This is a genomic window from Pseudomonas helleri (genome assembly GCF_045830615.1).
GTDB lineage: Bacteria > Pseudomonadota > Gammaproteobacteria > Pseudomonadales > Pseudomonadaceae > Aquipseudomonas > Aquipseudomonas helleri.
In genome coordinates this window covers 2574652-2594877 of the sequence record NZ_CP174501.1, presented here as the reverse complement: position 1 = coordinate 2594877, position 20226 = coordinate 2574652, and the positions used below count along the sequence as shown (strand labels likewise).

The 20226-nt window shown below is 54.1% G+C and carries 18 protein-coding genes and 1 pseudogene; 6 read left to right on the top strand and 13 right to left on the bottom strand.

What is annotated here, in order from left to right; translation table 11 throughout:
• Positions 1-55 precede the first annotated feature (55 nt).
• Genes ACJJU9_RS11755 through ACJJU9_RS11740 form a run of 4 tightly spaced genes read left to right on the top strand, consistent with a single transcriptional unit; the run spans position 56 to position 5433 of the window.
• A complete protein-coding gene (locus tag ACJJU9_RS11755) occupies positions 56-697 on the top strand; it encodes a molecular chaperone (RefSeq protein ID WP_053225439.1) in 642 nt (213 codons plus the stop codon).
• A 19-nt stretch (positions 698-716) separates the two neighbouring features.
• Complete coding sequence (locus tag ACJJU9_RS11750; protein WP_407730823.1) at positions 717-3356, top strand: fimbria/pilus outer membrane usher protein; 2640 nt, start codon at positions 717-719, stop codon at positions 3354-3356.
• A gap of 26 nt (positions 3357-3382) precedes the next feature.
• Positions 3383-4681: a fimbrial protein gene (locus ACJJU9_RS11745; protein ID WP_407730822.1), complete on the top strand. Its 1299-nt coding sequence runs from the start codon at positions 3383-3385 to the stop codon at positions 4679-4681.
• Positions 4678-5433: a molecular chaperone gene (locus ACJJU9_RS11740; protein WP_407730821.1), complete on the top strand. Its 756-nt coding sequence runs from the start codon at positions 4678-4680 to the stop codon at positions 5431-5433. Before ACJJU9_RS11745 ends, ACJJU9_RS11740 begins: the two co-directional genes overlap by 4 nt.
• A gap of 129 nt (positions 5434-5562) precedes the next feature.
• Here ACJJU9_RS11740 and ACJJU9_RS11735 read toward each other — a convergent pair whose 3' ends face one another.
• Positions 5563-6339 (bottom strand): APH(3') family aminoglycoside O-phosphotransferase, encoded by a 777-nt coding sequence (locus tag ACJJU9_RS11735; RefSeq protein ID WP_407730820.1) that lies wholly within the window; start codon positions 6337-6339, stop codon positions 5563-5565.
• A gap of 802 nt (positions 6340-7141) precedes the next feature.
• Between ACJJU9_RS11735 and ACJJU9_RS11730 the strand changes: the two genes are divergently transcribed.
• Entirely contained in the window at positions 7142-7351 is a 210-nt protein-coding gene (locus ACJJU9_RS11730) for a hypothetical protein (protein ID WP_407730819.1), read from the top strand.
• A gap of 176 nt (positions 7352-7527) precedes the next feature.
• Positions 7528-7782 carry a hypothetical protein gene (locus ACJJU9_RS11725; protein ID WP_123749061.1) on the top strand — a complete coding sequence of 85 codons (255 nt, stop codon included), beginning with the start codon at positions 7528-7530 and terminating at the stop codon, positions 7780-7782.
• A 54-nt stretch (positions 7783-7836) separates the two neighbouring features.
• Here ACJJU9_RS11725 and ACJJU9_RS11720 read toward each other — a convergent pair whose 3' ends face one another.
• From ACJJU9_RS11720 to ACJJU9_RS11665, 12 genes and pseudogenes are all read right to left on the bottom strand, one after another.
• Positions 7837-8094, bottom strand: a complete 258-nt coding sequence (locus ACJJU9_RS11720) for a hypothetical protein (protein ID WP_123749060.1) — start codon at positions 8092-8094, stop codon at positions 7837-7839.
• On the bottom strand, positions 8091-8465 hold the full coding sequence (locus tag ACJJU9_RS11715; protein WP_407730818.1) for a hypothetical protein: 375 nt from the start codon (positions 8463-8465) through the stop codon (positions 8091-8093). The genes ACJJU9_RS11720 and ACJJU9_RS11715 overlap by 4 nt, the downstream gene beginning before the upstream one ends.
• Positions 8462-8971 (bottom strand): glycoside hydrolase family 104 protein, encoded by a 510-nt coding sequence (locus ACJJU9_RS11710; protein WP_407730817.1) that lies wholly within the window; start codon positions 8969-8971, stop codon positions 8462-8464. The genes ACJJU9_RS11715 and ACJJU9_RS11710 overlap by 4 nt, the downstream gene beginning before the upstream one ends.
• A gap of 17 nt (positions 8972-8988) precedes the next feature.
• Positions 8989-9054, bottom strand: a pseudogene (locus tag ACJJU9_RS11705) (glycoside hydrolase family 19 protein); the annotation flags it as partial.
• 134 nt (positions 9055-9188) lie between these two features.
• Positions 9189-9890 (bottom strand): GDSL-type esterase/lipase family protein, encoded by a 702-nt coding sequence (locus tag ACJJU9_RS11700; RefSeq protein WP_407730816.1) that lies wholly within the window; start codon positions 9888-9890, stop codon positions 9189-9191.
• 99 nt (positions 9891-9989) lie between these two features.
• The gene (locus tag ACJJU9_RS11695; RefSeq protein WP_407730815.1) at positions 9990-10883 is read right to left on the bottom strand and encodes a hypothetical protein; all 894 of its coding nucleotides are present in this window, start codon (positions 10881-10883) and stop codon (positions 9990-9992) included.
• On the bottom strand, positions 10883-12394 hold the full coding sequence (locus ACJJU9_RS11690) for a hypothetical protein (RefSeq protein ID WP_407730814.1): 1512 nt from the start codon (positions 12392-12394) through the stop codon (positions 10883-10885). The genes ACJJU9_RS11695 and ACJJU9_RS11690 overlap by 1 nt, the downstream gene beginning before the upstream one ends.
• 70 nt (positions 12395-12464) lie before the next feature.
• Complete coding sequence (locus tag ACJJU9_RS11685; RefSeq protein ID WP_407730813.1) at positions 12465-12626, bottom strand: hypothetical protein; 162 nt, start codon at positions 12624-12626, stop codon at positions 12465-12467.
• Positions 12627-12953: 327 nt separating this feature from the next.
• Positions 12954-15950 (bottom strand): host specificity factor TipJ family phage tail protein, encoded by a 2997-nt coding sequence (locus ACJJU9_RS11680; protein ID WP_407730812.1) that lies wholly within the window; start codon positions 15948-15950, stop codon positions 12954-12956.
• Complete coding sequence (locus ACJJU9_RS11675) at positions 15947-16327, bottom strand: nitrite transporter (protein WP_407730811.1); 381 nt, start codon at positions 16325-16327, stop codon at positions 15947-15949. Before ACJJU9_RS11675 ends, ACJJU9_RS11680 begins: the two co-directional genes overlap by 4 nt.
• Entirely contained in the window at positions 16324-16803 is a 480-nt protein-coding gene (locus ACJJU9_RS11670; protein WP_407730810.1) for a DUF1833 family protein, read from the bottom strand. The genes ACJJU9_RS11675 and ACJJU9_RS11670 overlap by 4 nt, the downstream gene beginning before the upstream one ends.
• Positions 16800-20201 (bottom strand): phage tail length tape measure family protein, encoded by a 3402-nt coding sequence (locus tag ACJJU9_RS11665; protein ID WP_407730809.1) that lies wholly within the window; start codon positions 20199-20201, stop codon positions 16800-16802. The genes ACJJU9_RS11670 and ACJJU9_RS11665 overlap by 4 nt, the downstream gene beginning before the upstream one ends.
• Positions 20202-20226 lie beyond the last annotated feature (25 nt).

The following is a 20226-nucleotide window of genomic DNA, read 5'->3' as shown; positions in this document are numbered from 1 at the left end:
CTTCGCTCTAACTCTCCTGGCATTTTCAGTGAATCCTGTTAGTGCCAGTGTCATCATGACCGGCACCCGAGTGATATACCCTGCTCAGGCGCAAGAAAAAACCGTGCAGTTGACCAATCAGAATACACTGCCCTATATCGTGCAAATGTGGATTGATAACGATCCCGACAATAACGAACCGCAAAATACCACTTCACCTTTTATTGCCAACCCGCAAATTTTTCGTATTAACCCGAATGCCGGACAGACTGTTCGCTTGGTCTTTACTGGTAACAGGTTAGCCAAAGATAGAGAAACACTCTTTTATCTTAGTTTCCTGCAAATGCCGGCCATCAAGGCCAGCGAATTACAGGCCAACAAGTTGCTGGTTGGAGTGAACAGCCGGATGAAACTGTTCTACCGCCCTCAGCAACTGGCGGGCAACCCGGATGAGCTGAGTAAATCACTTAGCTTCAAAGTGCAAGGCAGGTCCATCGTCGCCAGCAATCGCAGTGGTTACTACGCCACCGTGCGCGACGCGAAGGTGATCCATGGCGGTCAAACACTTACCGTAAATCAGGCTGTGATGATTCCGCCACTGAGTGAAGTCAACTGGATGCTTCCCACTCATACGTCAGCCAGCAAAGGCGACATGCTACGCCTGACGTTAGTCAACGATTACGGTGCAGATGTCATCAATGACCTCCTTATTAACTGATGGCCCGGGATGAGTGTTTATGCTTGTGCGTCGCGTTTATGTATTTAAAAAGGATTTTAAGGTTTCACGCTTATATGGATTACGCGATCTGGTAGGAGCATCGGCGTTAACCACTGTCAGTTTGTTGTGCCCTGATCCGGTTCTGGCAGAACCTGCCACAGTGAGCGCTAACGACCCTTACGTTTTCGACGACAACATGATGTTCGGTAATGGCTCGTTATCGCGTTTCAACCGTATTAACGCAGTAGAACCAGGGCAGTACAAAGTCGATCTATTTATCAACCGGCGTTTTGTAGATCGGGTTGACTTGCGCTTTGCCAGCCAGGGAAATGGCGATGTCCAGCCCTGTCTGTCAGAGAAACTGCTGGAGTCTTCAGGTGTGCTTAAAAGCGCCATTCATACCACCGACGACAATCAATGCCTGATCCTCTCACAGGCCATCCACGGCGCCTCCACGGCTTTCGATTTTTCGATACTGAGACTGGATTTAAGCATCCCGCAGAGCCTGATGATCAACACGCCAAGAGGTTACGTGCCAACACAGAGTCTTGATGCTGGCAGCCTTATGGGCTTCGTCAATTACAGCGCCAACCAATATCATGTGACTCGCTCCGGTAAAAACAACAGCACTACAGATTCGAGTTATCTGTCCCTGAACAGTGGTTTGAACGTGGGTCTGTGGCGCTTGCGCCAACAGGGAAACTGGCGTTATGACAACGATTACGGATCGCACTGGAATACGACCCGTACATACGCCCAACGAGCATTACCGGGCATTAAGGGCGACCTGACTGCAGGCCAGGGGTTTACGTCGGGGCGTTTTTTTTCAGGGCTAAGTTATACCGGTATTGAGATCGCCTCTGACGACCGCATGCTGCCCGAGTCACAGCGCGGATATGCGCCCACGATACGAGGAGTCGCCACCAGCAACGCACAAGTGATCGTGCGTCAGAACGGCAATGATATTTATCAAACTACCGTCACGCCGGGTCCATTTGAGATCAATGACCTTTATTCAACCAACTACAACGGCGACCTCGAAGTCTCTGTGATTGAAGCTGATGGTAACGTCAGCACGTTTACGGTGCCCTTCTCGGCGGTTCCGGAATCATTACGCCCTGGCGTGTCTCGCTACAGCTTGGCGCTGGGACGAACCCGAGACAACGGAGATCACGATCCGTTTGGTGAGGTGACCTACCAAATCGGCCTGAGCAATAGCATTACCGCCAACAGCGGCCTGAGAATCGCGGATCGTTATCAGGCGTTCGTAGTAGGAGGCGTGTACTCCAGCAGCCTGGGTGCATTCGGCCTGGATACTACGTACTCACGGGCTGACTTGCCCGGAGACGGTCAGTTGGATGGCTGGATGGGACGTCTGTCATACAGTCGAACGTTTCAGCCCACCAACACTACCTTATCAATAGCCGGGTATCGCTATTCCACTGAAGGCTATCGCGATTTGGGCGATGTCTTAGGGGTACGCAGATCGACTCGAAAACACGAAACCTGGGAGTCGACAAGCTACATGCAGCGCTCGCGCTTCGAAGTGTCGATTAACCAAAGCCTTGATGACATGGGCAGCGTATTTCTGTCGGGCTCGACCCAGGACTATCGCAATGGTCGAGACCGCGACACTCAGTTACAGTTTGGCTGGTCCAACACACTGCGTAACAATATCAGCCTGAACCTGACAACATCACGGCAGACTACCGGCAGTTACCTGAACCGCCGCAGCGGGCACTATGACGATCCGCTCGACAACACATTCGCCAATGGTGGTCTTGGCATTGCTCGTACAGACGGCAGAAGCGAAACCGTCACACTGCTGTCCGTGTCTTTCCCGCTCGGCAGCCCCGGTCGCCCTAACACGCCCTATCTAAGTACCTCGGTCACCCATAGTTCGGACTCTGGCAATGTGTATCAAACCTCGTTATCAGGCACTCAGAGCGACGATCAGTCGCTGAGCTATGGCATTGACGCCTCTCGCGATGCCCAACAAAAGCTCAACGTTTTTAGTGCCAGCCTTCAAAAATATCTGCCCAACGCTTCTCTGAGTGCCACAGCCTCCAAAAGTCAGGATTACTGGCAGGCCTCAGGGAGTGCCCGCGGTGCTCTGGCAGTGCACGAGGGGGGTATCACTTTTGGCCCGTACTTGAGCGATACCTTTGCGCTGATCGAAGCCAAGGGCGCCAGTGGTGCCAAAGTCATGAGCGCAAGCGGAGCCACGATCGATAGCCGAGGGTACGCGCTGGTGCCGTCACTAACGCCATACCGCTACAACTCCGTTGTCATCAACCCGGAAGGTATCAGCGAAAAGACGGAAATCGGCAATGGCCAACAGCGCGTTGCTCCATATGCGGGGGCGGCAGTCAAGGTCAAATTCAATACGGTGATTGGCAACGCAATTCTGGTAAAAGCCCTACGCAGTGATGGCAAAGCGGTGCCCATGGGAGCCGATGTACTGGATGACAACGACAGCGTAATTGGCATGGTCGGCCAAGGCAGCCAGGCCTACCTTCGGACCGACAAACTCAAAGGCACGCTAGTCGCACGCTGGGGCGACGCTCCGCAAGACCGATGCAGCATGAACTTCGACCTGGCTCGACAGGATGTCAGTCAGGCACTGATCAAGATCAATAGCGAGTGTCGTATCCAATGATCCCTTTTTACAAAAAGAACACCTCAATGATGCCTTCTCGTTATCGCTTAACGCTCACGCTTGTAATGATGTTGGGGGCAGTCATTTCTGACGCTCAGGCAACCTGCAAAAGAATTTACTCCGGCATCCAGACGCGCGACAACAATACCGCTCAACTGACCTTCGGCCGGATCAATCTGACATCAACGCACTTACAGCCCGTGGGCACTCTGCTTGGTTCAATCGTTATTTCACCGGCTTCGGCCCCCGGACTGACCAGTGAAACTGTTATGTGGGAATGTGATATCACTGATGCTGATGACCTCTATGAACTTTTTGCAACTAATGGTGATGACCGGGTGGGTGGGTTCTGGGACATTGGGGCTGCCGATGGTCTGCCTAATTACTTTGCGACCTGGTTTCCTTATGTTGCAATCAGGCTGACTCATGTCAATTCCGGCCAGGTTTACACCCGTTACTGGCAGCAAGCCCGGATCACCGAATACGACACGGTAGGCAACAAGATCCAGATTAAGGCAAAACACTTGAGCTTGATCCAGGCCGAGCTCGTTCGTGTGTCAAGTCTCCCTCCAACGACAGGCTCAGTTTCAAATTATTGCACTGGAACAGCCGCCAGCAGTGGTAGTGGTGTTTATCCTTACACCTGTACACAACCCAACGGTTATATCCAGTTCCAGGGTGGCGGTATCAAGTCCGACTCGGTCGGGGAAGACTCCAGCAGATACTACAGATTTTGGGGCGCTCGAAACGGCGTTGGGTACGGCATGCGCTCGGCGGCGTCAATCAGCTACGCTGCCACTTGTGTAGCCAGAAACGTCACACCTGTCGTCACCTTCCTGCCCGTCACCGCCGCTGAGCTTAACCAGGGAGCCACGCGCAGCAGCGACTTCACCATTGATCTTGAATGCGATAACGCGGTGAATTCCGGAACATCAACCAATCAAACAGCACTCGGTATTCAAGTCGCTCAAAGCGCCTATACCCAAGCCCAATCCATGGGTCTTGTGACCAGTGGCGGCGCAGTCACTCACTTATTGTCCAACGGCTATGGCAGCGATCCGTCGGTTGCGACGGGTGTCGGGATCAGCCTGCGCAACGCAAAGGACGGCACTGCCATGAATTTTTTAGGTTGGTCCAACACCGGCACCGGTGCCTCCGGTGGCTGGTACCCGGTCTTGGATGGGGCGAGCAGCAATGGGAGCAACACGCAGAACTTCACCAATTATTCGCAGACCATCACTGCCACCCTCAGTGCACTGCCCGGTTTGACGGCCAAACCGGGAAAAGTCAACGCAACTGCTTATGTCTTGGTGAAAGTACAATGAATAAAAAAAAATGTGCGCAATTGCTGCTTTGGGGAGGGTTAGTGCTGAGCGCTTTGCAAAGCGCTCATGCCGGCGTCATGCCGGAAAGGACCCGGCTGATCTTCCACGAGGGGCAAACACAGCGCTCGCTGATGCTTGCCAACACCAATACCTATCCGGTCGTTGTACAAACCTGGCTCGACAACGGCGAGGGTAATCAAGCCCCGGAAAATGCTGTGTCAACCATGGTCGCACTGCCCTCGGTATTCAAGCTGCAAGCAGGCGCCATTCAAGGCTTGCGAATCGTTCAAGATGCTAGCTCACTTCCAAGAGACCGCGAGTCGGTGAGTTGGCTGAACATTTACGAGATCCCGCCCACCAAAACGATTGGCCCGATGCTTGCGACTCAAGTTGCTGTGGCAATGAACACCCAAATGAAGGTGTTCTACCGCCCTGCCAACTTACCTGTTCCCCCGGAAAAAATGGCCACATTGCTCACCTTCAGCCTTAAGCAACACGCTGGTGGCTGGATCTTGGTATGTCACAACCCCACCCCTTATCACGCCTCATTTTCCTCTCTGAGTGTAATGGATGAAGGTCGAGAGCGCGCCAATGCCAAAACGCTGGACATGATGACCCCTCCTTTAAGCGACAAACCCTATTCATTGGCCTCCTTTAGCCTTGATGTTCAGAGCAAGCTGACTGTGAATTACACGCTGATTGATGATGAGGGCCACTATCACGACGCAAGTACAACCGTGAAAATTCCCTAGAATCGACTGAAGGGTCTATGCCCCATCTACTCGGTAGGCTTGGAAGCCAAGACAATTGTACCGTTGAATGTCTGGCATTTTCTAAATCGCTCTATGGTGTGTTACAGGCAGAGCCCATGGCGAGGAACTCTAGAAAAATTCGTCCAACTGCTCGAAAAACTCGCGCTTGGCCGGTTCATCTCCCTCGCCCAACTCAGTTAGAAACTCACCGGCAGCGCCCAAAGAGACGTCTTTACGCAAAAAACGATAAACAAAGGCAATGTCTAACCATCGATCGGCACTCCCGCCACGACCCAAATCAATGAAGTGCAGCGTGTCATGGGCATCGACAAACACATTGGCCCCACACAGATCGCCGTGACTGAACACCCGGTCCTCTGTCGGCTTCGTTTTATGAAGGTGAGCGACAAGATCCAGCGGAGTCTGCAAGTAAGGCCACTGCTGCAGGTTGTAACAATCCTCGCCCAAGTTATGTGCCAGCAGATAGTCCAACTCATGCAGACGCGCTTCAACACTTGAATCAAACGGGCAATCGTGGATTGGCACAGCCTGTAACTGCCGCACCGCCTCGCAAAAAAACATGATGATCGAAGACGGGTCATTAATACGCGCCTGAAGGGGTTGCCCTTCGACACAACGCGTAATCATGAACTCACCTCCAACGCTTTCCGCGACAGCCACCACTTCAGGAACATTCAGGTGACCTGCGATCCAAGACAATACCCGCTCCTCTCGTAACACGCTATACGTGGTAGGTGCCAAGATAGCCGGGCAAATCTTGAGAAAGTAACGATCGTTACCACGTTTGAAGCTATAAACATCGCAGGGGGATTCACCGATCGCGTCGGCTCTCAGCGTGGCGCCACCTATGAATTGTTCAATAGTGCGAGGCAGTTTGATGATCATCGGTACTCGACTCGACAGGCTTTGAAACTCATTTCAGCCGTCACCATAACAAAATTGTAGGAGCGAGCTTGTCTCGCGATCTTTTGCTTTTGAAAATCAAAAGATCGCGAGACAAGCTCGCTCCTACAGGCTCAATGTTTACTTAAGTCAATTGCCATTCCGATTCCTGATAAACTCCCGGCCATTACGCCTCAGCAGAAGCTAAAAGGCTTTGCTGCACTGTGCTTCTCCAAGCAGGCGAAACGGCTGAAAAGCACATATTTGAACGATAGATCATGACCGAAAAACACTCTAAAGCCTCTCATCTAGAGCGCTCAGAACCCTCCAGAAGATTTTCTGTGGCACCTATGATGGATCGTGCTGATCAGAATTAAAATTCTATATATTTCATATAGTTATAAATGCAACACGCATTGCTTAAGCAAAATTTCAGCAACAATCAGCATTCTAAGCAAATTCAGCAAAGAGACTCTCGCTCAGTCCGTCCAATCACAGGCAGAACGGGCAGCTGGTTTTCCCCTCCGTGATTTACTGCCGACCGCAAACTACCGCCTAGCACCCCATGCCCGCAGGAGCATGGCAAACCCTTGGATTATGGCTGTTGTCTCTGGCGCTCGCTGCAGTCGAATAGCCATAGTGCCGGTAGGGATGCCTATAGGTGCGTGAGAGAGTCACGTAAAAGTCACGAACGGCTTACCCTCTACTTTCCGACCTCCTGAAGACAAAAAACAAGGACACAAAACACTATCATTCAGATGGAAATTGGCATTTACTAAAAATCGCCTTCCAATGGAGTTCCGGCATGCCCAATTCAGATTTGCTCCCAAGCCTCCTCTATAAAATCAACGAGAATCAGCTTGCCCTCGAAGCAGCCATTCTTGAACTAACCTCTTGGGCTGAGAAGCATGGGGCATCGGAAGCCGGGAAAAACGTTCGAGGCGCCTTAGATACCCTCGATAAAAATGAGGACTTTATAACCATGACGCTCGCGATACTGATGAGCTCCACATGAATTTTCAGAGTCATGCCTAACCATGTGCTAGATTCAGCATGCATGTGTTTTAGCTACTTTAAGCTTATCAAGCAGCCATAAACAATTAAAACATCCTTATAATAATTAACAAGCTGAAATTTAGATAAACATAGAAACATCGAAGAACAAACAGCACCTCACAGGAAATTAAAATAATGAAAACTGAAGGCCACGCTGACCCTTTACAAGAATTTAGTTTGACATACAGAATTCGCAACGACTTAAATCAGAAAATTCGAGAAATTAAAGCCTCTAACAGCACATCAGGAATTAACTTAGCCACAGAAAGAGCAGAGGGATTTATTGATGGATTAGAATCTGCCCGCATTCTAAAGCCAGAGCAAATATTTAAAGTTAGACAGATTATTGAATCAGCAGCACAAGCCAGAACCATGGTTTTGATTCTTTAATTACAAGAATTAAATAACAATTAGTGCACTTCGATATTGTGTCTATTAAAGCAGCTACTGGCACGCATCAATTGCCGCAACTAACTCCTTCTCATATCCTATTCGCTGACGGCGCTCTGCAAGGAGCGCCCTCACCTTTACCTCGAGTGAATCGGCTTTCTGCAGCCCAGCTGCCGCCCAAGGCGGCACCGCGACCCCTTTCGTCTTGCACGGGACCAGTACCGGAACCTCGACACGCACAGTGCGCACCTCGGGCTCGCGGGTACCACACCCGGCTAGTACCGCAACAAGCCCTATCAGCAACCACCTCATAACCCCAACTCCTGATCAATGATTGAAGCAGCAGCCTCGGCCGGATCGCCGCCGGTTCGCTCCTGCATCAATCTGTTGGCTGCGGCGTAGTCAGCCCCGGCCTCTTCCTTAGCCTTGGCGATCGCCTGGGCCGCGTTCCGCTCTCGCAGTTCACCAGCAGTAACCAACTCGCCCAGCTTGCGGCCCTGCTCGCCCGCCAGCTCTTCAAGGTTGTCCCGTGCGAGCTTGGTCTTGGCCAGGTCGGCGTAAGAGGTGTCGAGCAATGGCCTGTAGTGGTTGGCAGCTAGCCAGGCCCCGCCAGCGGCACCCAGGCTCAACAGCAGAGCCAGGACAAGACCTGTACCGGCAAGCTTCCACAACGCGGGAGTCATGCCGGCACCTTCAGAGCTTGCTCATACTGCGCAATGAGGTCTTGCAACCGATGCTCGCGCTGACCGTAGCCGGCACCCGGCAGACTCGCCCAAATATTCCGGCACTTATCGATTGCGGGCTCAATGCGCCCGGCGATTACGTCTGGAAGTGCCCTGCACTCCCTGATGTGCTGTATCGCCAGCTTGTCCTGGCTGACCGGGCCAAAGTCCGGGAGCTTCAACAGGTCACGGTAATGCGGCCAGTCTCTGAGCATTTGCTGGTAGCGGCCTGAGGCGTTTGACGTAAGCCCGCGGCTATTGATCTGCTTGGACTTGCGGCCACCTGAAAAGGGATGGGTTGAGTAATCATTGAATAGCTCAAGCTTGCCATCAATCCCCGTCACGATGACGTTGTAGCCATCATCGGATCGCTTCAGGTAGTTGCTGCCCAGTTCGGACCAGGCGATCATATCGAGGAATGCGCGCAAGCTGCGGCCAATACCCTGCTGTTCTGTAATTCTTGGCATGTTCAAACTCCGGACGTAAAAACGCCGGCAACTGGGCCGGCGTTCGGGAGGATCTGCAGCAATTGCTGCGATGTGATGGGCATAATTAAGCTCCAGACGTACAAGCGCCGGCAACTGGGCCGGCGCTGATAGGAACTGCTAAAGTGGGACTTATGTGATATTTGAATGATCTTTCGCGATAGCGAAGACCTGTTACGAGCGGTAAATCTTTACGGAACTAAATGTCTGACTGCATGTATTGACTGATTTCCCTTCCCCAAAGCTCATAAGCTTTGCCTGTCAAATGAACACCATCAGTCGTAAATTCATCTGCCAAGAAACCATTAACCGATAGCACGGCGTTCAGATCAATGTAAGGAATGTTATTTTCTTTAGCGTACTCAAAAAGCTTCTGATTAAGCTTTAAAACCTCACCATTATATTTAGCCATTGACTTCCCAGTAAGAAGTGTTGACTGTATATGAGGATTCATGCCTCTATCATTTAAAAGCCTCAAAATATTTTTATAATTATCGAAAACAATATCAATATCTTTGCTATGCGTTATGTCATTTATACCTGCCATCACAAATGTTTTTTTTGCGCCTGTAGAATAAATACTATCCATCCTAAGGAGAATACCCTCAGTAGTATCGCCACCTATCCCGCGATTCGCTATATCCGTGTGAACTAACAACTCATTCCAATCTGGCTGATCGGTGATACTGTCCCCCACCATAACAATGGGATATTCCTTTCCATTAACCTCAAAAAAGGATTTCTTTCCATAATAATAAGGACTTCTAACCTCTTCGGTAGAGTTATGTTTAATGCTTACAATTTGAGGGTACGGGAACAACCCAAACTTCACAGCAGAAGCACCATAAGCCATAGATAGGCCTGAAACCACTACAATTGCAGCAAGCGACTTAAAGTTCACTGGATTACCTTGAGAGTATCAGATATTACTGATGCAGGCAGGTTGCCCGCACCCAAAGCGCCATCATAGCACTTTGCCTTTGGCTAGGCCATGAATGCGTCAAGGCAGCGACGCAGGGTCAAGGTAGATGTCACCATGAAATTTGCCGCCAGGCGCAAATGCTTCCTGATACAGAGCGTAGTCGATCGCCTCAACTTCGGCGTAGGAGCGGCCAGAAACGGTTAGATCCTCAACGTAGGCACGGTAGATAATCCGACTTGCAGCTTTATTGTAATTTGGCCCATTCCACGGCCCTTGCGTCCCGAGAACCATATGGATTCCGTCGGCGGCGGCTGGGCCTGAACCAACTACGCCAGACACCCCTACAACGCCAAAACGGTTATATGGAACAGGTAGCAACTGCGAGGATACATCTCCATTAGCTGGCTCGGATTTACGACCAAGTAATGTGGCACCACTCAGTGGGCGGGCCTCACCGTTCTCATAGTTCCAGAGATAATTGGCCGTGGATGACCCGGAGCCATTCACAAAGTGAAACGGAGATTGTCCTGTCCCTGCAAGCAAGCTCTGGCGAACCACGCGAGTCCACAATGACACGTAGAACTTATGAGAGAGGTTGGCAAGTACATAGTTTTTGATTGCAGGTGCAGCCTGGATAACAACTGACTGAGAAGACGTCTGGGCTCCTGATTGGGTTACGATCCCGTATAGCCCCCCCTTCGCTGTCCGCTCAGCCTTGAATAGGTTGGAGTCAGGGCTTCGGGCTAATACAGTGAATCGATAATCCCCTGCCCCCAAAAGATCTGCAGCGCGATCATCTAAGATATTTGGCAGTGCGTCCCCCACCCGGGAAATTGGGTCTGTGGTATTACCCAATTTGTGGTTGCCGTCAAATAGAAATAGCGAGCCTTTAGATTCGATCTTATCTCTTAGGATTATCTGTGGCGCGTAAGGATCAGTTGTCTCAGTGTCAAGTCTCAAAATTTTTCCCATCAGATAAACTCCAGTTCTTTCATGCGAATAAATACTTGTTTGGCAAGGATCTTGTAACCAGCAGCCTTCCAGTGAACTAAGTCGGTTCTCAAAGAGCTTGGAACTGTCCCATTGGCCATATCTGCAATGTCCTGGGCAGTTGGAGTGATTCCCGCATCGGCGAGCCCGTACTTCACCATGTATTGGCGAATTGGAATGAAGCGACGGCCAAACTTGGCGAACCACTTAGCGTCATCCGCGTCCTGAGCTGACGTGCCGCCAGGCATAGAGATAACTATGAACCGTTTTTCCAGTGCAGTCAGATGACTGATTATCGCCTCAGCGTCCGAAATAGCGCGATCTGTACTTGGGCCGTTCTGCCCCATCCAGATCACGGCGATGTCGCCTCGGTAGGCTTGAGCAACTTCTAGGTACATGGGCTCTGGTCGCTCGACAGGGATAGATTGGCCCGGAGATAAGCGGGTAAAGAAGTACGTGAATACTCCCCCAGAAACTGTGCGCGAGAAAATGCCTCTGACCCCGGCCAAAGTCACAATGTACGAGGTAGGACCTTGTTTTAGCGGGGCGACCGGTTCACCGTTAATCGGATGTAGGGTTAACTCAACTGCAGTGTTGCTACCAGGGATAAGCCCCCCCACTGGCATCACGATAAAGGGGTTAGCACCACATCGAGCTGTTATCGTTACAGATGTCTCACCACCCACTCCAAAGTTCGACACCGTCCCTCGGTGCACGTAGCTGTCAAGCAACACTTGCAGCTCGCCAGGGTATGTCACGCCCGTCCCATCCTGGTTCCCGAAGGTCATGCTGTCCCCGCAACAGAAAATGTCGGGGCCTGAGCGGAAGGGCAATGCCCTAAGGATGCGCGCGGCTGAATCTGCGGTTGGGTCACCGTTTAGTTTGGCGGACAAGAACGTCAAGCTGCCCTGCTTATCAACCACGGCGAATGAGATGTCATTAAGAGCTTCATCGACCTCTTCGAACCCTACGGCCTTTACAGCTTCCTCCGCTGCGCCTGCCACCAAAGCAGGAGCATTATCTTTGGTTAGTTTTTCCCCCATGGCAGCTGCGGAACGGTCTGTGGGCTTGCCGTCTAGGCCGATTTCGATCGAAGTCCGCTCCCCATTCTTGCCGACCACGGCATATAACAAACCTGTTAGATCGGAATCCATGTCTTCAACGCCTAATTCGGCAATTGCTCTTGAGTTAGGGTACCGATCAATTTCTTGCGCTACTCCTGAACTGTTTTGATAAAGAACCAAATACTCAGCCGACTCAGGACTGGGCACGCTAAAGAAACTACCCGAAGCCGTACTTGAAAGCCCCAAAGCCACAGACGTGTATATCTGCGCACCATTCATTTGAGTTGCCAGATCGGCCAGCACCTTGGCGTTAGTTGGACGCATTACCCCGCCCCCCACATCGACCATCTTTGACTCTTCCGACAGGAACAGCTCGTTGGCCTTATCAATCGTAACCGTCAGGCGTGCGAGATCATCGGCTCCGCTCATAAATCCTCCAGGCGAAAAAAAGCCCGCGCGGCGGCGGGCATGGGAATTAAAAAATCAGTTCAGAGTGGGGTTATCTGGCGCCGGGCCAGGACTTGGTGTACCAGCGCTGCATCAGTCCTCGGAGCTGGGCATTCATGACACCAATGTCCATGCCTGCCAGCAGGCTGGCGTACTCAGCCTCGTTGACTACCGGCATTTCAAACAGCTCAAGCACGGCCGTGTAACGCCACATATCGATCCCTACAAGATCTGGGCCTTGGTAAAACTCATCTGTGAACCTAACGCGTGCTAACTGCAAGCCTCGCGGCGATTTAACAGGGCAAAGAAACCAGTCCCCCCAATTAATTTCCCACTTGCAAAACCCTTCGAACAAGCTCGCCTCTTCGGAGTCAAAGAGCCACGAAACTGAAACGAGGGTAGGAACGCTTGAATAAAGCCGTCGCTGCGTGGCGCGCCCACTTACTTTGTTTGAGCGCTTTATCGGACTGACAGGTGCAAAGCCATAACCCTCCCGCTGCGGCAGGGGCAGACCCTCCGGATAGGTATGCATGAGCAGTCCTTATGTAGGTGCGTAATTGTCGTCGTCGGCGTAGTAGTCGTCGCGATACTCGACCCCTGAGAAGCTGCAAGAGCCATCGGGGTCGGGTGCGATCTCGTTAAGCATGGCGCTGTACCCGACCTGCGTTGAGGCTGCGAACAGCAAGCGCGCAGGCTCAATCGAAAGGTCAGTGATCAGGTTAAAGTCCAGGGCCTTGGCCGGGATGCTCATCGTGAAATCAGACAGCCGAGTCGGCGCGATCATTGGCGTGCCTGAGCCGTCGTGTCGTCGAATCACAATGCGGGGATTTTCTATGTCCCAGTCCAACGGCTCGGTCAGCTCAAGCACCACGCGATCGCCCACCAATTCAGCATCAACAATCAATGCCGACTGACTAGTGCCTGGTATGTCATCCGCAAGAGTGACGTGATCAAGGCGCTCAAAGCACAGCGCCTCCAGATCGGTGTTGCCTGAGTAACTCCAGCGCTGATACAGGTGCTTGCGCAACTGACGCATGCCGATCCGCCATGCTCGATCTCGGCTCTGCACGCCATCAAGCTCGAGTACATCCACCTTCAAACCTTGGCTTCCCTCAAAACGGCACGGAACCGTCTCGATAGCCCAAGTTTGCGGGCTCATGTACTTAACGTCCACGCCGTCAAAGTCGTCCGAGCTGATCGCCTTGAACGTGGAAACCAGTTCAGTCGTCATTTCGTGGTTGGTAATTGGGCCGCGCGAAGGTTGCACGCCCTCGCGGGTACAACCGATCAGCCCGTCAGCCAACCGCAAATGACTCATGCCCGCGGCGAAGATGGTTTGCAGCGCCTCGCGCACAGTCACCTGCTCGGTAAAGGCAAAGTCGAACGTCTCGCCTCTCGGCGTCCAGAACTGAGCCTCCAGCTCATTGAGCGTGGCCACGTCGATTTCACTGCGATCAATGCCGCGACTATCAAGAACATGAAGCGCGGCGCCGCTGATTGTGCGCCCTGCCTTGCCCTCGTAAAGCCGCTCAGAGACCATGCTGACACGGCGATCTGACTGAGCCCCAAGACGGTCGCCCGTCCTGATATCCGCTGTGAAGATGGTCACGCCCTCGTATGAGGTGGGTGCATCCAGCTTTGAGCGAAGACCAAACCAGTAAACCGTGTCCCGCGTGTTCCCACCCTCTTGCGGCGCATCCCGGCGCACGCGGATCTGAGGGCGCATCCGATAAGGAAGCTTCAGCGTGAACGTGAACCCCAAGGCATCCTCGGTGCTTTCGGTGATGGTGTGCACTACGTTGTTCCAGGCACCACCCACCGCAGCATCCCGCCAGTTGACATGGACTATGACCGTACCTGCTCGGCGGTGACCGTTGCTTTTGTACCAGGCCAGCCCGGCAGGTAGGTAAAAGTCATATTCAAGCGTGTCTGTCAGCTCTTGCTCTGGAGTGCCCATAAACGAGCCAAGCCAGTTGAGCGAGCCTACAAAGTCAGAACCCAGCGCAAAGTCCAATAGCGTGCGAGCGGCAAATCCCGGCCACCCCGAGTCGACATTGCCCGCATCGTTTAGGCGCTGCACCGTCATGGTCAATGCATCCAGGCTGGCAATCCGGTACCGCTGACCGCGATATCCGATCGACATGCGCTGCGCCCCGTCATTCAGCCCGGCAAAGGGGGCGCCGCTGTCGTAACGCAACGTAATGAAGGCCTCGCGCTCCGCAACACCGCCCGCCGAGGCGGTACCGACGGTATAAACCGGCCCCACGCCAAACAACGCAACCGGTGCGTTGGACTGCGATATAGACCCGCCTTTGTAGGGGCTGTACGGCTCAGCAATCAGGAGTCGCCCCGAATTGTCCTGCGCGATCAGGCCAATACCTGAAAGCTGGGCATTAATTGCCGACACCACGCCGCTCATGTTTACGAAGTCTGAAGCCAGCGATATGGTTCGACTGTCGCCCCGGTAGGTGATCGTCCAGACCGCCGGGGTATCACTGAAATCGTAAGTGGTCGGTGAAGAGGAAGCCTGTACCGATGACGGGTTGCCGCCGGTACCAGGAACAGGCGGAACGTACGGCGAGTAGCTGGCCACCACTAGGTCATAGTCCGTATCAACCGACAGCGTGACCCTCATCCCCACAAAAGGGGCCAGATCACCCAGCGGGCCCGCGATTTGGGTGTACGACCCCGCGTTGCTGACCTTGAAGGTGTTGGGTGCTTTCAGCGTGACGGTAGTGCCCACGGCCCAGTTATCTGGAAACTCAGGGTTGGCACCGGCCAGGCTGACACTAAGCCCGGCCAGAACCAGCGCGTCGGCCACCACGGACGAACCGCCCGAAGCTGTGGACGCCGTGTCCAGGCCAGCCGTACCGGCGCTGGTACCGCCTACCTCACCCACGATGTACCAGTTTTCGGCCCGGCGATCACCCGCCAGGCTCGCGCCGGGCTTGTAAAACATGTACGACACATCAGAGCCGAAGGCCGCAACCGGCGTGTCGCCGATCTTGATACTGCTGGCCAGTGTCGACAGCTCCCCGGCACCAAGGCACAAGCACAGGCTGGTGTGCATTTCGCGCTTATTGACGAACCGTGACACCGGCTGCACCACGCAGTCCGGGTAAATTTTGCTGCGACCAAGAATTTCAGGGACCGGCTCATTCACCTTTGCCCGGTTAACCTTCGCCGGGTTGGTGTCGAGTGATTTGCCCTGCCCCGGCTGCGTCATGCCTGGCGTGGTCATGCTCATCATCATGACCAGCGATACGGCCGCAAGCGCCACCGCCACCCATGCAACAATCGCCACGGCGCCGCGCACTTGCGGGTAGATCCGCAGGTCCGTGTCCGGCTGCACAACAAACGTTGCCCAGCGCTCTACCGGCAACACCACACCATCAACTTCAATGAAAATCGGGTGCTCGCGATCCAGTTCAAAGTCCGGCGCCTGGCCTTTCAGCCAGTCCGCCAGCAGGATCGGCTCAGCAATGGCGTGACTCTCCAGCGGCGCGCCCTCCAGGCGGCTTGGGTAGATGCGAATCATCGGTAGTACTCCACGCTGAAAAACCGGCGCTCAAAGCGGCGCAGAGGGGTGAAGCTGACGTTGCGGCCCTGGTTGATCTCCAGCACCTCAAGCAAGCCATTGATCCTGACCACGACCCCGATGTGATCCTGCACGCTGCCGCGATAGGCCACGGCAGCAACGCCGTGGTCTGGCTCGCAGAGCGTCAACTGGGTCTGGATCATTTCCTTGCAGGCTCGCACCAGGCCGCCATCCGCCTTGCGCATCTCCGACCACTCAGGCCAATCCGGCAGGCCCAAGTCCCGACGCACCTCCAACACCAGGCCGTAACAGTCAACGTGCGGCCACAGTCGGCCGCCCTCGACGTATTGGCCGAGGGTGTATTTTTCGAGGTTCATAGGTAGCGAATGCCCGGGAATTTAACGAGGTTGTAGGTGTTGCGCAGGAAGTTGGTGTCCAGCAGGTTGAAGTAGCCAGCGGTGACAGACACCTGAGTCGCTGTGCACTGCCCGCCCTTGATCTTGAAGCGACTCGGCGCAGTGGCCGGCGCTCCCAAATCGTTTGAGGTGAAGGTGAACAACTCCAGGTGCATTTCGCGACCGTCCTTGATCGCGGCACGGATAAAGCCCGACGCCTGCCCGTCGACGTTGCTCAGGGAAAAGTTCAAGTCCTGAGTCCCGTCGTCGTTGCGCGCCGGGATGGCCAGTTCCATGCCGCACGGTGTGCACGTCACAACCGAGCCATTACCCAGCCCCACCACCAGCTCATCCCAGCCGTTGGTGAGGTAATACGTGGTGATGCCGTCCGTGACCTTTAGCACCGGGTGAATGATTTCAGGCCCGGAGCTTGCGTACAGCCTTTTTAAAATGCTCATCGAGGCACCCTCCGCAGCCCGTAGCCGTTTGTCAGCGCTCGCGTGATATCGCCATTGCCGCTGGCAAGATCACCAGCGATCTCGCGCTTGGCTCGTTTGATGAAGATGTTCCAGTCGTCGCCGTCCCGCTGGGCTTCCACCTGGTTGCCGCCGTAGTTGTGGATGTTGACGTTTCCGCCCGGCTTTCCTGCCCCCGAGTCTTGACCGCCAGATCCTGAGCCTGAGCCCGAACCTGTTGCACCAGGGCGAATCGGAGAAACGTTGCCCTTGCGCAGCGCCTCGACCGTGGCCACGCCGCCGTGACGGCGGATATCGGCCTGGCTCCAGACGACTTCGCCTTTGTGCACATCGCCCGCATATTCGTTAACCCCGCCAGCCCCGGTGTAGCCGCCACCAGAGAATCCAACACCCGAGATAGCCGCAACGTTTGCCGCCGCCGCAATGCCTGCCGATATGGCCAAGGCCACGCCCAACGGATAAGGCTGAACTGCAAGGGCGTTTTGCACAGCCACGTAGCCCTGAATCGTCGCCAGGGCAATTGCTGCCGCCTTGCCGATCGCAGCAAGCTTGCTATTACCGGAAGCGCTCAGCGCAGCCATGTTTCCGAAGAAGTCCTGGCTGTAGGAGAGCACCGCGTTGTTTTTGGCCTGCTCAATCTTTGTTTGATTGTCTTGGGCCTGCTGATTGATGTTCGCGATTCGGGCGGCGTAGGTTTCCTCGTTGATAGCCTTGAGGTCCAGGTAGGCTTTTTGCTTTTCGAGTTCCATTTCTCGCCAAGCATCGAGTTTTGTCGACTCATCAGTCAGACGCTGAATCTCGCTGTAAGCCCCTCCAACAGATGCATCAAGCCCGGTTACCGCCGGGGCCTTTGTCACGCCTTCAATGGTTCCGGGCTTCTGAGCGGCCTTGAGGTTTACGTCGCGAATCTTGATCAGGGTTTCAAGCCGCTTTGCAGCCTCAACGTTGCCTTGGCGCTCGTACTCGGCAAGCTGGGCCGCATCATCCAGTGATGATTTGAGCTGGTTTGCCTTTTGGAGTTGCCCGGTGAGGGTCAGCAGTTGGACCTGATCTTTCTGAGCCTGAAGCGTGTCCTTGTTGAGTTGCGCCTCTTTCTCAAGAGCGGCGTTTTTCTTCAACTGGGCGGTGATCAGGTCTTGGCTGGCCAGCAGCGATTTTTGGTCAGCGGTGAGCGTCTTCTTGCCTTTGATGTCTGCAAGTTGCTGCTCCCACTTGATCAAAGCCTGGGCCTGGACGCCTACCCGCTCCGTGGCGATGCCTTGGGCGTTGATTGATGCGTTCTGCTGGATTAGCACGGCCTGGGTCTGGCGGGCAGCGTCCAGCATTTTCAGGCCCGCGTCCTCGCGGTAGGCTTTGGTTTTCTTTGGAGCCGTCTCTTTGTAGATTGAATTCTCGCGGATCGCTTTCAGGGCTGCCGCTTCCTGCTGCTCTGAAATTATGTAGCCGGCCGCTCGCGCGCGGCTGATACGCTTTTCCTCATCCTCGAGCGCCTTGCTCATCTTTTGGCGCTTGGTGAAGTTTTGCTCAATGCTTTTCTGAAACGCCTCGTAGGCCTCCTGGCCCTCTCTTTGAATTCTGGCTGCCTCAGCTGCCGCCTCCGCTGATTCTTGCTCGGCCTTGGCCTTTTTGGTGTAGCCATCAATCTCCGCCTGCAAAGAAGCTATGCGTTGTTTGGCGTCGCCATCCTCATAAGCAGTGCCCAGCGTCGACTTTAGGTAGTTGATTTTCTGCTGTATGGCCGTCAAATCCGGCGCCGCAGCAGACTCTCGGCCAATTCCTAGAATCGCATCCCAGCCTGCCTTGGCAGCTCCAGAAAGATCGTTCCAGGCGCGCTCGAGCGTACCAAGGTCTTGCTTGATGTTTACTGCTCGCTCGGTAAGCGCGCGAGCGTAAGCCTCTTCTGCGATTGCCGCAGCAGCCTGCTTGTCACCCTGTTCCTGCGCCGCGCGGATTTGGGTGTAAACCGACGCGGTGAGGAAGTTGTAATGGTTGTTAAGCTCTGCCACAGCCTTAACAGGATCTTCGCTCAGTTTTTTAAACTCAGCGATGGTCTCAGAGACTGCCTTTCCCGTGGCCTTCTCCCAGGCGATCGCAGCTGTAGCTATTTCCTCAAAGCTGGAGCTCGCGATAGTCCCTGCTCCGGCCAGTTGAGCCAGCGCAGTAGAGGCATCTGCCGTGGTTCCAGTGGTGGCACTGATGCGTTTTGCCATTTGCGCAAGAGCGCCTGTAGTGGTGCCCGCCGCATTCCCGGTGCCTATAATCGACAGCCGGAATGCGTCCTGCTCTTTCGAGCCCTGGTAGTACGCCAGGCCAAGCACGCCGACAGCAGCGGCCGCCACTGTGAACGGATTTACAAGCCCAAGCGCGGCACCACCAAGGGATTTAAGCGCCTCGGAGGTTCCGCCGGAGGAAACGCTAATCTGCTGGAAGTTGCGAGCCGCGCCTTGCCAGTCACCTGACTTCAAGGCATTGAGAAGTTGTGCGGCGTCACGCTGAGCCCCTTTCGTGGTCAGCCCGAAACCCTTTAGGTCGTCATCAATACCACCAATGGCTTTGCGCGTAGCGGCGATCTTGTCTTGATAGTCGGAAAATGTATCGGCATCGAGAAACTTCTTGTTCTTGGCCAGCTCCCTCTCAAGCTGATCTATTTCAGCAAGCTTTCGATAAACCGGATCAATCTTGCCAAGCAGCTTTTCGAGCTCCTGCGCCTGCTCTTCGGTGGCCACAGCTGCCTTCCTTGTTCCGTCTGCAAGGGTGTTGTTGGTTTTAACGTTGGCGTCGGATTCGGCCCGCATGCGACGCGCAAGCTCAGAAAGCCTTTCAGCCTTGTCGGCAGCATAATCAAATGAGCTGGCTGCCTTTCCGGTACCGGTAGAGAGCGCATTAACGTACTCGCTCGCCTCAAGCGACCTTTTGGCCATTGCCAGTAAGCGCGCCTCTGCCTGTGCAGCCGTCTCGCCAATCTTTTCGATTGAGGCCGCAGCCGCATCATTACTCGGCTTTAACTTCCCCGCCGAGCTGGCCACATCAAGAAATGACGTAGAAGCCTTCGACAGGGATAGTCCAAGCGACTCAATCAGTTTGGCGGCAGCGTCCTGCTTGGCGTTCAGCGACTGAAGCTCTTTGACTACTTGCTGAATCCCCTTGCCTATACCGTCAGAAGCCGAAGACCAAGCCTTACCCGCTTCGTCAGCCGACTTTCCCGCACCAGATCCTGATTTGTTCAGGCCATCCAGGCCGGTAGACGCCTTGTCCATGGCTGGCTTAATCCGCAGCCCGGCAGACTCAAGAGCGTCCAGCGCTTTTTGAACGTCGACAGCCTTCTGCTCGGCATCGCGACTATCGATTTCAAGCACCAGGCGGGATTTTTGCTCAGCCATGCTTTTCTCCGGGCATAAAAAACCC

What these genes read in the sequence shown, in the direction of transcription:
- ACJJU9_RS11750 (WP_407730823.1), top strand. Translation starts at nt 717, where the DNA reads ATGCTTGTGCGTCGCGTTTATGTATTTAAAAAGGATTTTAAGGTTTCA.
- ACJJU9_RS11725 (WP_123749061.1), top strand. Translation starts at nt 7,528, where the DNA reads ATGAAAACTGAAGGCCACGCTGACCCTTTACAAGAATTTAGTTTGACA.
- ACJJU9_RS11680 (WP_407730812.1), bottom strand. Translation starts at nt 15,950, where the DNA reads ATGATTCGCATCTACCCAAGCCGCCTGGAGGGCGCGCCGCTGGAGAGT.
- ACJJU9_RS11720 (WP_123749060.1), bottom strand. Translation starts at nt 8,094, where the DNA reads ATGAGGTGGTTGCTGATAGGGCTTGTTGCGGTACTAGCCGGGTGTGGT.
- ACJJU9_RS11695 (WP_407730815.1), bottom strand. Translation starts at nt 10,883, where the DNA reads ATGGGAAAAATTTTGAGACTTGACACTGAGACAACTGATCCTTACGCG.
- ACJJU9_RS11710 (WP_407730817.1), bottom strand. Translation starts at nt 8,971, where the DNA reads ATGCCAAGAATTACAGAACAGCAGGGTATTGGCCGCAGCTTGCGCGCA.
- ACJJU9_RS11740 (WP_407730821.1), top strand. Translation starts at nt 4,678, where the DNA reads ATGAATAAAAAAAAATGTGCGCAATTGCTGCTTTGGGGAGGGTTAGTG.
- ACJJU9_RS11735 (WP_407730820.1), bottom strand. Translation starts at nt 6,339, where the DNA reads ATGATCATCAAACTGCCTCGCACTATTGAACAATTCATAGGTGGCGCC.
- ACJJU9_RS11690 (WP_407730814.1), bottom strand. Translation starts at nt 12,394, where the DNA reads ATGAGCGGAGCCGATGATCTCGCACGCCTGACGGTTACGATTGATAAG.
- ACJJU9_RS11715 (WP_407730818.1), bottom strand. Translation starts at nt 8,465, where the DNA reads ATGACTCCCGCGTTGTGGAAGCTTGCCGGTACAGGTCTTGTCCTGGCT.
- ACJJU9_RS11670 (WP_407730810.1), bottom strand. Translation starts at nt 16,803, where the DNA reads ATGAGCATTTTAAAAAGGCTGTACGCAAGCTCCGGGCCTGAAATCATT.
- ACJJU9_RS11745 (WP_407730822.1), top strand. Translation starts at nt 3,383, where the DNA reads ATGATGCCTTCTCGTTATCGCTTAACGCTCACGCTTGTAATGATGTTG.
- ACJJU9_RS11755 (WP_053225439.1), top strand. Translation starts at nt 56, where the DNA reads ATGACCGGCACCCGAGTGATATACCCTGCTCAGGCGCAAGAAAAAACC.
- ACJJU9_RS11730 (WP_407730819.1), top strand. Translation starts at nt 7,142, where the DNA reads ATGCCCAATTCAGATTTGCTCCCAAGCCTCCTCTATAAAATCAACGAG.
- ACJJU9_RS11675 (WP_407730811.1), bottom strand. Translation starts at nt 16,327, where the DNA reads ATGAACCTCGAAAAATACACCCTCGGCCAATACGTCGAGGGCGGCCGA.
- ACJJU9_RS11685 (WP_407730813.1), bottom strand. Translation starts at nt 12,626, where the DNA reads ATGTGGCGTTACACGGCCGTGCTTGAGCTGTTTGAAATGCCGGTAGTC.
- ACJJU9_RS11665 (WP_407730809.1), bottom strand. Translation starts at nt 20,201, where the DNA reads ATGGCTGAGCAAAAATCCCGCCTGGTGCTTGAAATCGATAGTCGCGAT.